Annotated in this window: 10 protein-coding genes; 6 read left to right on the plus strand and 4 right to left on the minus strand. The window is 71.1% G+C overall.

Features of this window, described 5'->3' with window-relative positions; translation table 11 throughout:
• The first annotated feature begins 181 nt into the window (after positions 1-181).
• Together OKJ99_RS21465 and OKJ99_RS21470 are read left to right on the plus strand one after the other, a co-directional pair.
• Positions 182-1,393 carry a pyridoxal phosphate-dependent aminotransferase gene (locus OKJ99_RS21465; protein WP_326018694.1) on the plus strand — a complete coding sequence of 404 codons (1,212 nt, stop codon included), beginning with the start codon at positions 182-184 and terminating at the stop codon, positions 1,391-1,393.
• Positions 1,394-1,491: 98 nt separating this feature from the next.
• Positions 1,492-1,890, plus strand: a complete 399-nt coding sequence (locus OKJ99_RS21470; protein WP_326018696.1) for an SCO4983 family protein — start codon at positions 1,492-1,494, stop codon at positions 1,888-1,890.
• Between the two features lie 72 nt (positions 1,891-1,962).
• Here OKJ99_RS21470 and OKJ99_RS21475 read toward each other — a convergent pair whose 3' ends face one another.
• Entirely contained in the window at positions 1,963-3,801 is a 1,839-nt protein-coding gene (locus OKJ99_RS21475) for a phosphoenolpyruvate carboxykinase (GTP) (protein WP_326018698.1), read from the minus strand.
• A gap of 230 nt (positions 3,802-4,031) precedes the next feature.
• Between OKJ99_RS21475 and trhA the strand changes: the two genes are divergently transcribed.
• The 3 genes from trhA to OKJ99_RS21490 all read left to right on the plus strand — a co-directional run bounded on the left by trhA (position 4,032) and on the right by OKJ99_RS21490 (position 7,004).
• Positions 4,032-4,715, plus strand: coding sequence for a PAQR family membrane homeostasis protein TrhA (gene trhA, locus OKJ99_RS21480; RefSeq protein WP_326018700.1), 684 nt, complete (start codon positions 4,032-4,034; stop codon positions 4,713-4,715).
• Positions 4,716-4,827: 112 nt separating this feature from the next.
• On the plus strand, positions 4,828-6,387 hold the full coding sequence (locus OKJ99_RS21485; RefSeq protein ID WP_326018702.1) for a DHA2 family efflux MFS transporter permease subunit: 1,560 nt from the start codon (positions 4,828-4,830) through the stop codon (positions 6,385-6,387).
• A gap of 5 nt (positions 6,388-6,392) precedes the next feature.
• The gene (locus tag OKJ99_RS21490; RefSeq protein ID WP_326018703.1) at positions 6,393-7,004 is read left to right on the plus strand and encodes a TetR/AcrR family transcriptional regulator; all 612 of its coding nucleotides are present in this window, start codon (positions 6,393-6,395) and stop codon (positions 7,002-7,004) included.
• A gap of 17 nt (positions 7,005-7,021) precedes the next feature.
• Here OKJ99_RS21490 and OKJ99_RS21495 read toward each other — a convergent pair whose 3' ends face one another.
• Positions 7,022-9,052 (minus strand): thioredoxin domain-containing protein, encoded by a 2,031-nt coding sequence (locus OKJ99_RS21495; RefSeq protein WP_326018705.1) that lies wholly within the window; start codon positions 9,050-9,052, stop codon positions 7,022-7,024.
• 119 nt (positions 9,053-9,171) lie between these two features.
• Between OKJ99_RS21495 and OKJ99_RS21500 the strand changes: the two genes are divergently transcribed.
• Positions 9,172-12,384: a tetratricopeptide repeat protein gene (locus OKJ99_RS21500; RefSeq protein ID WP_326018706.1), complete on the plus strand. Its 3,213-nt coding sequence runs from the start codon at positions 9,172-9,174 to the stop codon at positions 12,382-12,384.
• A gap of 151 nt (positions 12,385-12,535) precedes the next feature.
• Here OKJ99_RS21500 and OKJ99_RS21505 read toward each other — a convergent pair whose 3' ends face one another.
• Both OKJ99_RS21505 and mca read right to left on the minus strand, forming a co-directional pair.
• Positions 12,536-12,778, minus strand: coding sequence for a hypothetical protein (locus OKJ99_RS21505; protein ID WP_326018707.1), 243 nt, complete (start codon positions 12,776-12,778; stop codon positions 12,536-12,538).
• A complete protein-coding gene (gene mca / locus OKJ99_RS21510; RefSeq protein WP_326018709.1) occupies positions 12,771-13,652 on the minus strand; it encodes a mycothiol conjugate amidase Mca in 882 nt (293 codons plus the stop codon). Before mca ends, OKJ99_RS21505 begins: the two co-directional genes overlap by 8 nt.
• Positions 13,653-13,674: the final 22 nt, after the last annotated feature.

A 13,674-nucleotide genomic window follows, 5' to 3' on the forward strand; every position in this document is an offset into this window, starting at 1 on the left:
CGTGGCCCATCTCACCTGCCCCGCCGACCCGCCGCATCAAAGCCGCACCCACCCCGGAACCCGCCGTTCCGGAGGCATCCGGCACCCCGTGCCACCGCTTCCGAAACCGGCACCGACGGCGCCGCCCCACCGGCCGACAAAGGGTGCGCGGCATCCCGAAACACGGCCGTAAAGTTTGGGGATGCAGCTCATCCAGTCGACCAAGCTCTCCAACGTCTGCTACGAGATCCGTGGCCCGGTTCTCGAGGAAGCGATGCGGCTGGAGGCGGCAGGACACCGCATCCTGAAGCTCAACACCGGCAACCCGGCGGCGTTCGGCTTCGAGTGCCCACCGGAGATCCTTGAGGACATGCTCCGCAACCTCGGGGACGCGCACGGCTACGGCGACGCCAAGGGCCTGCTCGCCGCCCGCCGCGCGGTGATGATGCACTACCAGACCCTCGGCGTGGAGACCGACGTCGAGCACGTCTTCATCGGCAACGGCGTCTCCGAGCTGATCGTGATGGCGATGCAGGGGCTGCTCGACGACGGCGACGAGGTGCTCGTCCCCGCCCCGGACTACCCCCTGTGGACGGCCGCGGTCTCGCTCTCCGGCGGCACCGCCGTGCACTACCGCTGCGACGAGCAGGCGGACTGGATGCCGGACCTCGCCGACATCGAGCGCAAGGTGACCGACCGCACCAAGGCGATCGTCATCATCAACCCCAACAACCCCACCGGCGCCGTCTACAGCGACGAGATGCTGCGCGGCCTCACCGACATCGCCCGCCGCCACAACCTCCTCGTCTGCTCCGACGAGATCTACGACAAGATCCTCTACGACGACGCCACGCACACCCCGACCGCCGCCATCGCGCCGGACCTGATGACGCTCACGTTCAACGGCATGTCGAAGGCGTACCGCGTGGCCGGCTACCGCGTCGGCTGGATGGCGATCTCCGGCCCGCGCGCGCACGCGGAGTCGTACATCGAGGGCCTGACGATCCTGGCGAACATGCGCCTGTGCGCGAACATGCCGGGCCAGCACGGCGTCGTCGCGGCGCTCAGCGGACGCCAGACGGTCAACGATCTGGTGCTGCCCGGCGGGCGGCTGAAGGAGCAGCGGGACGTCGCGTACGAGCTGCTCACCCAGATCCCGGGCGTGACCTGCGTGAAGCCCAAGGGGGCCCTGTACCTCTTCCCGCGCCTCGACCCGAAGGTCTTCAAGGTCAAGGACGACCGGCAGATGGTCCTCGACCTGCTGCGGGCCGAGAAGATCATGGTGGTGCACGGCACCGGCTTCAACTGGCCGGAGCCGGACCACTTCCGCGTCGTCACGCTGCCCGACACCCGGCAGCTGACGGAGGCGGTGACCCGGATCGGGAACTTCCTGGACGGCTACAGCCAGCCGTGACAGCGGCCGTGACACTCCTAGTTTGGACAGGTTCTAACTTAGACACGATCTAAGGTACGATGGAGGCCAAGCTGACACGCATGCCCTGGAGGCCTCCCATGTACGAGCCGATCCGCACCAAGTCGGTCCACTCGACGGCGGCCGACAGCGGCGAATTCCCGCACCGCACCCGCGAGGAGGAGCTGGACATCCAGCTCGCCGGGCACCTGGCCGCACTCCTCGCCGTGACGGACGAGCTGCGCCACCTCACGCCGGGGACCGACCTGGACGAGGCCGCGGAGAAGCTGGCCGCGCAGGTCGCGCGGTTGCGCGGGGGCCTGGCGCCGGTCCGCGCGACGGTGGCCGCCGCCATCCACGAACCCGGTATCGACGCGCTGCACCAGCGGGCGCACGCCCTCGCGGGCCGCGCCCTGGTGGTCGCTGCCTCCCGGGCCGACACCGCCGCCGCGATCCTGGCGGCACAGCGCATGGAAGCGCACGCGCTCGTCGCCGCCTAGGCGAAGCAGGCGAAGCACGAGTGGGCCCCCCCCCGCACGCGGCGCGTGCGGGGGCCCACTCGATTCCGGACGTCAGCCGAGCCGGTCCACCAGCTTGCGGTACTCGTCCCACAGCTCCTTCGGCGTGTGGTCACCGAAGGTGTTGAGGTGCCCGGGAACGAGCGACGCCTCGTCGCGCCACGCTTCCTTGTCCACCGTCAGCAGGAAGTCCAGGTCCGCGTCGGCCAGGTCGAGGCCCTTCGTGTCCAGGGACTCCTTGGTCGGCAGGACGCCGATCGGCGTCTCGACACCCTCGGCGCGGCCGTCGAGGCGGTCCACGATCCACTTCAGCACGCGCGAGTTCTCACCGAAACCGGGCCACACGAACTTGCCGTCCGCGTTCTTCCGGAACCAGTTGACGTAGTAGATCTTCGGGAGCTTGGCGGCGTCCTTGCCCTCGGCCACCTTCACCCAGTGCGCCATGTAGTCGCCCATGTTGTAGCCGCAGAACGGCAGCATGGCGAAGGGGTCGCGGCGCAGCTCGCCGACCTTGCCCTCGGCGGCGGCGGTCTTCTCGGAGGCCACGTTCGCGCCGAGGAAGACGCCGTGGTTCCAGTCGAAGGACTCGGTCACCAGCGGCACGGCCGTGGCGCGGCGGCCGCCGAAGAGGATCGCCGAGATCGGCACGCCCTTCGGGTCCTCCCACTCGGGCGCGATGATCGGGCACTGCGAGGCGGGGGTGGTGAAGCGCGCGTTGGGGTGCGCGGCCGGGACGCCCGAGTCCGGGGTCCAGGAGTTGCCCTTCCAGTCCGTGAGGTGGGCGGGCGTCTCCTCGGTCATCCCCTCCCACCACACGTCGTTGTCGTCGGTGAGCGCGACGTTCGTGAAGACCGAGTTGCCCCACAGCGTCTTCATGGCGTTGGCGTTGGTGTGCTCGCCGGTGCCGGGCGCGACGCCGAAGAAGCCGGCCTCGGGGTTGATCGCGTACAGCCGGCCGTCCTCGCCGAACCGCATCCAGGCGATGTCGTCGCCGATGGTCTCGACGGTCCAGCCGGAGATCGTGGGCTCCAGCATCGCGAGGTTGGTCTTGCCGCAGGCGCTCGGGAAGGCGGCGGCGACGTACTTCGACTCACCGCTCGGCGGCGTCAGTTTGAGGATCAGCATGTGCTCGGCGAGCCAGCCCTCGTCGCGCGCCATGACGGACGCGATGCGCAGGGCGTAACACTTCTTGCCGAGCAGGGCGTTGCCGCCGTAGCCGGAGCCGTACGACCAGATCTCGCGGTCCTCGGGGAAGTGCGAGATGTACTTCGTGGAGTTGCACGGCCACGGCACGTCCGCCTCGTCGGGACCCAGCGGGGCGCCCAGCGTGTGCACGGCCTTCACGAAGAAGCCGTCCTCGCCCAGTTCGTCGAGGACCGGTCGGCCCATTCGGGTCATCGTGCGCATGGAGACGGCCACGTAGGCCGAGTCGGTGATCTCGACGCCGATCGCGGAAAGCGGCGAGCCGAGCGGGCCCATGCAGAACGGGACGACGTACATGGTCCGTCCGCGCATCGAGCCACGGAAGATCCCCCCGTTCCCCTCGTTGCCCCGGAAGATCTCCCGCATCTCAGCGGGGGCCTTCCAGTGGTTCGTGGGGCCCGCGTCCTCCTCCTTCTCGGAGCAGATGTACGTACGGTCCTCGACGCGCGCGACATCGGACGGGTCGGAGGCGGCGTAGTACGAGTTGGGGCGCTTGATGGGGTCGAGCTTCTTGAACGTCCCCTTCACGACGAGCTCCTCGGCGAGGCGCTCGTACTCGGCCTCGGAGCCGTCACACCAGACCACACTGTCCGGCTGCGTCAGTTCGGCGATCTCGTTGACCCACGAGATCAGTTCCTGGTGGTTCGTCGGGAGGGTGTCCAGGGAGGGAGCCGCGATGTCGCGCGCCACGATCGCTCCTAAATGAGGGTCTTTGAGGTTGATTGCCCCGTGGGGGCTGCGACCCGGACGCTGCGCCTCCCAGTCCACTGGAGCTCAGTGGGCGCTCATCCGGTGCCGACCGCACTCATTTGATCATCCGACCGAAACGCCCATCTGTCCAGGGGGCCTCACAGGTGAGCGAAGTGAGCATCACCACTCAGCGGGTCCGTTACCTACGGTCGCGTAGGTACCATGCGGGGATGAGCGTCGCCACCGAGCAGCCAGAGTTCCCCGCCGGCCAGCCCTCCGTGCTGAAGCCAAGACTGCGCGGCTGGCTGCATGCGGGCATGTTCCCCGCCGTGCTGATCTCGGGCATCTTCCTCACGGCGCTCGCGGACTCGACGCGCGGCCGGATCGCGTGCGGCATCTTCGTGCTGACGGCCTGCCTGCTGTTCGGCGTGAGCGCGCTCTACCACCGGGGGAACTGGGGGCCGCGCGCGGACGGCGTGCTGCGCCGCCTCGACCACGCGAACATCTTCCTGATCATCGCCGGTACGTACACGCCGCTGACGATGCTGCTGCTGCCGGGCGCCAAGGGTGACGTGCTGCTGTGGAGCGTCTGGGCGGCGGCCGCGGCGGGCATCATCTTCCGCGTGTTCTGGGTCGGCGCCCCGCGCTGGCTCTACACGCCGTGCTACATCGCGATGGGCTGGGCCGCCGTCTTCTTCCTGCCGGACTTCATGCACACGGGCGGCATCGCGGTGCTCGTCCTGGTGATCGTCGGCGGGCTGCTCTACAGCGCGGGCGGCGTCATCTACGGCATCAAGCGCCCGAACCCCTCCCCGCGCTGGTTCGGCTTCCACGAGGTCTTCCACTCGCTCACGCTCGCCGCTTTCATCGTGCACTACGTCGGCATCTCGCTGGTGGCGTACCAGCACGGCTGACCCTTCCTTCCCTTTCCTCACATGGCCGCGGCTCACCAGCCGCGGCCATTTCGCGTTCCCGGGAGGAACCACGGATTGACAGAGACTATGAATTGAGAGCTACTCTCATTTCATGGTTACTGTCACTCCACAGGTGGGGGCGCTCCCCGACCCCCGGCGCTGGTGGGCCCTCGGGGCCCTGGTCGCGAGCATGCTGGTGCTCGGTTTCGACATGACGATCCTCAATGTCGCGCTCCCGACGATCGCCGAGGACCTCGGCGCCACCACGGGCCAGCAGCAGTGGATGGCGGACGCGTACATCGTGGTGTTCGCCGCGCTGATGCTCCCGGCGGGACTGCTCGGCGACCGGTTCGGACGGCGCCGGATACTCATCGGCGGGCTCGGCGTCTTCCTCGCCGCGTCCCTGGTGGGCGCCCTCGCGAGCGACGTGAACTGGGTGATCGCGGCCCGCGCGCTGATGGGCGTCGGCGGCGCCTTCGTCATGCCCCTCGCCCTGTCCGTCATCCCCTCGCTCTTCGCACGCGAGGAGCAGACGAAGGCCATCGGGGCGATCTCCGCGGCCTCCGCGCTCGGCATGCCTCTCGGCCCGATCATCGGCGGCTGGCTGCTCGACCACTTCTGGTGGGGCTCGGTGTTCGTACTGAACGTGCCGATGGTCGCGATCGGCATCACCGCCTGCCTGTTCCTGCTCCCCGAGAGCCGGGACCCGGCCGCGCCGAAGGTCGACCCGCTCTCCACCGTGCTCACCGCGCTCGGCCTCGGCGCCCTCATCTACGCGATCATCGAGGGCCCCGCGAAGGGGTGGTCGAGCGCCGTCGTCATCGGCGGATTCGTGGCCGCCGCCGTCCTCATCGGCGCGCTGGTACTGCGCGAGCGGCGCGGGGAGCGCCCCATGCTCGACCTCTCGCTCCTGTCGCACCGGGGCTTCCTCACCAACACCCTGACGGCGACGCTCGGCATGTTCATCCTGGCCGGCGTGCTGTTCCTGCTGCCGCAGTACCTCCAGGCGGTGCTCGGCATCGACTCGTTCGGTACCGGCGTGCGGCTCGTGCCGATGATGGGCGGGATGCTCCTCGCGGCGCGGCTGGCGCAGCCGCTGGTGCTCAAGTTCGGGGCGCGGGCGGTGATCTGCGTGTCCCTGGTGGTCCTCGCCTTCGCCGCGTTCCTCGGGGCGCGCACCACCGTCGACTCCGGGTACGGCTTCACGGCGCTGTGGCTGTCGATCGCCGGGATCGGCGTCGCCTTCGCGATGATCCCCGCGATGGGCGGCGCCATGGGCGCACTCGCCAAGGACCAGGCGGGCCGCGGCTCGGGCCTGCTGTCCACGGTGCGGCAGACCGGCAGCGCGCTCGGCGTGGCCCTGCTCGGCGCGGTCCTCTCCGGCGCGTACACGGCCCGGCTGGCCACCACGGGGCTGCCCGAAGCGGCGGCCGACGCGGCGCGCGACTCGGTGGTCGGCGCGCACGCGGTCGCGGACCGGCTCGGCGACCCGGCGCTCCTGGCCTCGGCGAACGACGCGTTCGTGCACGGCATGGATCTCGCCCTCGTCGTCATCGGCGTCGTCGCCCTGCTCGCGGCGCTGCTGACGGCGGTACTGCTGCCCGACCCCGCGAAGGCCGATCACGCTCCCGACCCGGAGGTGGCCCCGGTCAGCGCCGATGCCCGACAATGAGCGCCATGGCCGCGTCAGCACAGAAGCCCGCGGAGCCCAAGGTCGGGCTCCGCGAGCGCAAGAAGATCAAGACCAGGACGGCGATCCGTGAGGCGACGTACCGCCTGATCGCGGAGCAGGGGTACGACGCGACGACGGTCGAGCAGATCGCCGAGGCCGCCGAGGTCTCGCCGTCCACGGTCTTCCGCTACTTCCCGACCAAGGAGGACATCGTCCTCACGGACGAGTTCGATCCGATCCTGGAGCGGGAACTGCTCAAGCGGCCCAAGGACGAGCCGATCGTCGACTCCGTACGGCACGTCGTCGACCGCAGCCTGGACCTCGCCTTCGCGAACGAGGAGCCCGAGGTCACCCGGCTGCGAATGCGGCTCCAGGTGGAGACGCCTGCGGTGCGCTCCCGGATGATGGAGTCGATGTCCGTCACCGGGCAGTTGATGTGCCGGGTCATCGCGGAGCGCACCGGCAGGGACGCCGCCGACCTCGAAGTCCGCGTCTACGCGATGGCGTTGGTCGGCGCCCTGATGCAGGCCACGATGTACTGGGCCGAGCACGACCACGAGGGCGAACTGCGCGAGCTCGTGCTGCGCGCCCTCGACACGGTGCAGCACGGGCTCTGAACGGCCTAGGCGCGAGGCTAGCCCTGCGTCTCGCCCAGCATCCGCCGCAACTGCTCGACCTCGGTCACCGGCGCGTCGCAGACGAAGTGGCGGCACACATAGGCCGCCTCGTGCCCGTCGACGAGCGGCCGGTCGACCAGCAGCGGAAGCTCGCCGCCACCCGCCTCGCCCGCGGCGACGACGGCCCCGGGGGCGGTCCCGGTGAGCGCCGCGTGGTGCAGCCGCCCCCCGACCTGCCCCACGACGGCGATCTCCCGCGGCCCGTCGAGCAGCGCCTCGGCGACCGCGAGCCCGTTCCCGATGAACCGCGGCGCCCGCGGGCCGAGCGCCTTGACGACACCGAGGGCGCGCTCGGCGGCGGTGCGGTGCGGCTCGGAGCCGGTGTGCGCGGCGTACGAGAGGAGGGCGCCCGCCGCGGCGGTCCAGCCGGAGGGCGTGGCGTTGTCGGTCGGGTCCTGGGGCCGGCGGATGAGCTGCTCCGCGTCCGCGGCGGTGTCGTACAGCGCGCCGCTCTCCGGGTCGGTGAACCGGTCGATGACGTGGTCGAGCAGGAACCCGGCGAACTCCAGCCACACGCCCTCGCCCGTCACCGACGCCAGCGCGAGGAAGCCCTCGGCGACGTCGGCGTAGTCCTCAAGGACGCCCGCGTTGGCACCGACGTGCCCGTCCTTGCTGGTGCGCGCGAGCCGGGCGAGCGGGTCCATGTGCAGCCGTACGAGGAGATCGCCCGCGCACACGGCGGCGTCCACGAGGTCCTGGCGGCCGAAGTACGCGCCGGTCTCGGCGAGCGCGGCGATCGCGAGCCCGTTCCACGCGGCGACGATCTTGTCGTCCCGGCCGGGGGCGGGCCGCTCGGCGCGGGCGTCCGACAGCCGCTGCCGGATCCGCTCGACCCGCCCGGCGTCGAGCACCTCGTCCCCCTGCGGGAGCTGGAGCACCGAGGCGCCCTCCTCGAACGTCCCCTCCTCCGTGACGCCGAAGTACCGGGCGGCCACCTCGCCGTCCGCCTCCCCCAGCACCTCGGTCAGCTGCCGCGGCGTCCACACGTAGTACGCGCCCTCGATGTGCTTCCCGCTCGCCGGGTCTTCGCTGTCGGCGTCGAGCGCGGACGCGAATCCGCCCTCGTTGGTCCGCAGTTCGCGCACCATGAAGTCGGCGGTCTCCAGGGCGACGCGCTTGGCCAGTTCGCTGCCCGTGGAACGCCACAGGTGCGCGTACGCCCGGCACAGCAGCGCGTTGTCGTACAGCATCTTCTCGAAGTGCGGCACCGTGAACTCCCGGTCCACGGAGTACCGCGCGAACCCGCCCCCGAGCTGGTCGTAGATCCCGCCGCGCGCCATCCGCTCGCAGGTGTCCACGGCCATCTGCAGCGCGCCCTCGGCGCCGGTGCGCGCGTGGTGCCGCAGCAGGAACTCGATCACCATGGACGGCGGGAACTTCGGCGCGCCGCCGAAGCCGCCGTACGTCGCGTCGTACTCGCGCGTGAGCCCGAGCAGCGCCTGCGCCAGCTCGTTCTCGCCGGGCAACTCCGTGTTCCCGTACGGCAGTTCCCGCGCGGCCAGATCGGCGGTGATCTTCCCGGCGACCTCGGTGACCTCGCCCTGCCGGTCGGTCCAGGCGTCCCGTACGCCGTGCAGGACCTGGGTGAACGAGGGCATGCCGTGGCGCGGCTCGGGCGGGAAGTACGTGCCGAAGTAGAACGGCTCGGCGTCCGGCGTGAGGAACACGGTCATGGGCCAGCCGCCCTGCCCGGTGGCGGCCTGCACGGCCTCCATGTAGACGGCGTCGACGTCGGGGCGCTCTTCGCGGTCGACCTTGATGTTGACGAAGTTCTCGTTCAGGACGGCGGCGGTGGCCTGGTCCTCGAAGGACTCGTGAGCCATCACATGGCACCAGTGACAGCTCGAATACCCGACGCTGAGCAGCACCGGGACCCCGCGTCGCCGCGCCTCCGCGAAGGCCTCGGCCGACCAGGGCCACCAGTCCACCGGGTTGTCGGCGTGCTGGAGGAGGTAGGGGGACGTCTCGTGGGCCAGTCGGTTCGGCATGCCTCCCATCCTCGCTCATGGTGATCCGCGTCGCGTCTCTGATCGCCCGGACCCTCGCGCCGACACCCCATACGCAGCACACTTGACCCCGTACTGTCGCCACCGGAGGGGGACCGAAGATGCGGGACAGCCATCGGGCGGAAGCCGAACGGCTGTTGGCCCGGGCCGTGGAGGAAGAGGTCAGGCGTTCGGGCGGGCGCGCGGACGGCGCTGTGCTGCTGTCGCGGGCGAAGGGCGCGCTCGACGCCATGGGGCGCAGCGCGGCCGACGAGTACGACGCGTTCACCCGGGCCCTCGACGCGGCCGACGCGGGACGGATGACGTTCGGGCAGCGGTTCGCCAAGGAGGGGGGATCAACTCCGCTGATGGTGGCGGGAGTCGGTGCCGTCACGGCCTGCCTGGCGGATCTGGTGCTGGGCGCGGGGACCGGGACGGCCGTGGGCGCGGGTGTCGCCGTCGCCGTGCTCGGCTCCGCCGCGACCGTCGCGAAGGTGACCGCTTCGCACGTGCCGGCCGCGAGCCGCAGCGCCGGGGCGCGCAATCAGCCGGGCGGGCCCGAGCAGCTGCGGCTGCAGTGGCTGACCGCGCTGGAGGTGCGGGGCATCAGGCCGTTCCTCGATCAGCAGCGGGTGCTCGCGGCGTCCACGGGGGCGGGCGGCTCGAACAAGCCGACGCCGCAGCTGCGCCGCACCGACAAGAGTGCGGCCGCGCGGCGGCGCAGCGTTCTTGAGCAGTCCTTCGGTCAACTCCCGGAACCAGAGGGGCCGTTCGCGGGCCGGCGTGCGGCCATGTCGCAGATCGCGCAGTGGGTGCACGCGGCGCGGGCCAGCACCGAGACCCGGCCGACCGTGGTGGTGCTGCACGGGGAGCCGGGCGCGGGGCGCACGACGCTCGCGGTGCGCGCCGCGCACGAGCTGCGGGACCAGTTCCGCGGGGCGTGCGTGGTGGATCTGCGCGGCGACCGTCCCGACGCGCCGCCACTGCCCACGCGGGACGCCCTGCTGCATCTGCTGAACCGGCTCGGGGCGCCGCGCGAGCAGCTGCTCTTCCGTGAGCGCTCCTCGCAGGAGCAGCAGGTCAAGCGGCTCAGCGAGCTGTACCACCAGCATCTGACCGGGCTGCCCGTGACGATCGTGCTCGACGACGCGGCGGGCGCGGAGCAGGTGCGCACGCTCGTTCCCGAGCGCTCCGACAGCCTCGTCGTCGTCACCACGCGCGAGCCCCTGGAGCTCGGCGACGACACGCCCGCCTGGGTGCACCACCTGCCGGTGCGGGCGCTCGACGCGGCGGGCTCGGAGGAGCTGCTGCGGGAGGCCGCGGAGGATCCGGGCGGCCCGTACGACGCCGAATCCACGGATGCCGTACGGGAGTTGTGCGGTGGCCTGCCGCTGGCGCTGCGTGTCGCGGGCTCCGCGATCGGGCCGCGTACGACGCGTCAGCTCGCCGCCGACCTCGGCGCGTACGGGCCCGTGCACCCGGTCGAGCGGGTGCTGTGGCTGCGTTACACCGACCAGTCCGAACAGGGCAGGCGGCTGCTGCGGCGGCTCGCGCTCGCCGGGCGCGCCTCGCTCGGCTCGGCCGCCGCGGCCGCGCTGCTCGCCACCACCACGGCGGAGGCGGAGCGTCATCTGTCGGCGCTCGCGGCGGCCGGGCTCGTCGACCACGTGCGCGGCAGCCGCTACCGCCTGCACGACCTCGTCCGCGCCTTCGCCCAGGCCCGCCTCGCCGACGAGGAGGAGCCCGCGGAGCGCACGGCCGCGCAGGAGCGCCTGATCCAGAACTACGCGGACCTGGCCGACTCGGTGATCCGCCTGGTCGACGGCAACATGTCGACGCGCGCGGGCCAGACCGGGCCACACGGCTTCACGTCCCTGGACGCGGCGTTGCGCTGGCTCGACGACGAGTCGAGCTTCATCACGGCGGCACTGCGGCACGCGGAGGGCGTCAACCAGGACGCGGTGCTCGGTCTGCTCGGCGCCCTGTGCGACTACTGCCTGCTGCGCGGCGACCTCTACCGGCTCGGTGAGATCCAGGAGCTGACGCAATCCATCGACCAGGGTCTGCTCATGCGCTCGGTCCAGTGGCGCACGGGTATCGCGGCCCGCCAGCTCGGCGAGCTCGACAAGGCGCGTACGACGCTGTCCTCGGTGGTCGACCTCTACCGCGAGGCGCACCACAGGGCGGGCGAGGGCCGCGCACTGTGCTCCCTCGGCATCACCCTGCACCACCAGGGCCAACTCACCGAGGCGGCCGGGCGGTTGCGGGAGGCGCTCGACCTGCAGACGACGCCGGAGACGAAGGGCGACCGCGGCTGGACGCTGCACGCGCTCGCGGCGGTCGAGCGCGACCGCGCGAACGTACGCCTGTCGCTCGCCCTGCTCACCGACGCGTTCGCCCTGCACCGCGAGAACGAGTCGCTGCACGGTGAGGCGTGGGCGCACTTCCAGCTCGGCCAGCTCTGCCTGCGGATGGGCAACGTGCCGCGCGCGGAGGAGGAGCTGCGGGAGGCGCTCGACCTGTACGGGCAGACCCGCGACGGCCGCGGCCAGGCCTGGGCGCTGACCGAGCTGGCCCGTGCCCGGCTCATCGACGGCGAGGCGTCAGCCGCGGTCGACGGCCTGCGCCAGGCGGCCTCCCGGCACCGGGAGAACGAGGACGCGCGCGGTGAGGCGTGGACGTACTACTACCTGGGTCAGGCCCTGGAGGAGACCGGCGACCTCGACAAGGCGGTGCGGGAGCTGGAGCGCTCGCGCACGATGTTCTCCCGGATGCGCGACGTGTACGGGCTGGCCTGCGCCCGCCACCACTCGGCGCGCGTGACCCGCGACGAACGGGCCGCGCAGACGGGCTCGCTGCGCAATTCCGGCTTCGCGCGGCAGCTCCTGGTGGACGCCCGCGCCGACTTCCAGCGCATCGGCGTGCCGCACGGCGAGGGGTGGACGTGCCTGGAGCTCGCGGTGGTCGACGCGGGCAACGCGCGGCTCGCGCAGGCGATGGAGCTGTGCGAGGAGGCGGCGGGCATCTTCGCCGGGTACGAGGACCAAAGGGGCGAGGACTGGGCGACGTTCCTGCGCTGCACCCTCCTGCCGTACGCCTCCCCCGGCGGCTCGGAGGTGGGCACGGCGGTCGCCCAGGAGGAGCTGTCCCAGCTCGCCGCCGCCACGCATCCGGCCCGCGACGGCAAGCTCGACGACTACGTGGAGGCGTATCAGCTGCTTCTGGAGCGGGGCGTGGATCTGGACGCGGGCTGGCAGGCCTGGCGCCTCGGCATGGTGCCGAACCGGCACTCGCGGGACGTGATGGGCGTCGCCAAGGAGGCCCAGCGGTCGTAGCCACGCAGGTCGTGGACACGGCCGTCGTGGACATGGCGCTCTCCCCGCAGGCCCCCGCCCGCCCTGGACATGACAGGCAGGGGCGTGCGGCGGACAGCGCAGCGGCCCCGCGCGCGCTCTTACGCTCTCGCGCGCGGGGCCGACGGCAGGTTCAGGCGGACGTCTGCCCGGCGTCCTTGCCGCTCGTCGCACCGGCGGGCTCGTCGGACTTCTCCTTGAAGTCGACCTTGCCCATGTGCTTGTTCATCGACTTCATCAGGCCCCAGACCGCGACGGCCATCACGGCGAAGACGATGAAGCCGAGCACACCCGGAGTCACCTTGTTCTCGTCGACCTCCTTGGCGGCAAGGGGGACGAGATGGGTCAATGCCAGATTCGCGTTCACATCAGGCATTGTGTCGGATGCCCGCGAAGAGGTCGTCCTCGGGGAGGGAGGTATCGACGAGCGACTTCGCGAGCTCGTACTCCTCCGTCGGCCAGACCTCCTGCTGGATGTCCATCGGCACGCGGAACCAGCCGCCGTCGGGGTCGATCTGCGTGGCGTGCGCGATCAGCGCCTTGTCGCGGATCCCGAAGAAGTCGGCGCACGGAATGTGCGTGGTCAGCGTGCGCTCGACCCGCGCGAACTCGTCCCAGCGCTTGAGCCAGTCCCCGTACGGGGACTCCACGCCGCGCTCCAGCAGCGCGTTGTGCAGCGCCTCGGTGCGCGGCCGGTTGAAGCCCTGGTTGTAGTAGAGCTTCTTCGGCTGGTAGACGGGCCCGAACTCGTCCTCGGGGTACTTCTCGGCGTCGGCCGCACCGTCGAAGGCCACCATCGTGATCTTGTGGGTCATGATGTGGTCGGGGTGCGGGTAGCCGCCGTTCTCGTCGTACGTCGTGATGACCTGCGGACGGAAGCTGCGGATCTGCTTGACCAGGGCACCGGCCGCGTGGTCGACGTCCTCCAGGGCGAAGCAGCCCTCCGGCAGCGGCGGCAGCGGGTCACCCTCGGGCAGCCCCGAGTCGACGAAGCCCAGCCAGTCCTGCTTCACGCCGAGGATCTCGCGCGCCTCGTCCATCTCCTTGCGGCGGACCTCCCGGATGTTCTTCTCGACGTACTTGTCGCCCTGGAGCTTCGGGTTGAGGATGGAGCCGCGTTCGCCGCCCGTGCAGGTCACGACGTGCACATCCACCCCCTCGGACACGTACTTGGCCATCGTGGCCGCGCCCTTCGACGACTCGTCGTCGGGGTGGGCGTGAACGGCCATGAGTCGCAGCTGCTCAGTCAAGACAAGTTCCTCGGTGAGATAT

Source organism: Streptomyces endophyticus (genome assembly GCF_035798155.1).
GTDB classification, from domain to species: domain Bacteria; phylum Actinomycetota; class Actinomycetes; order Streptomycetales; family Streptomycetaceae; genus Streptomyces; species Streptomyces endophyticus.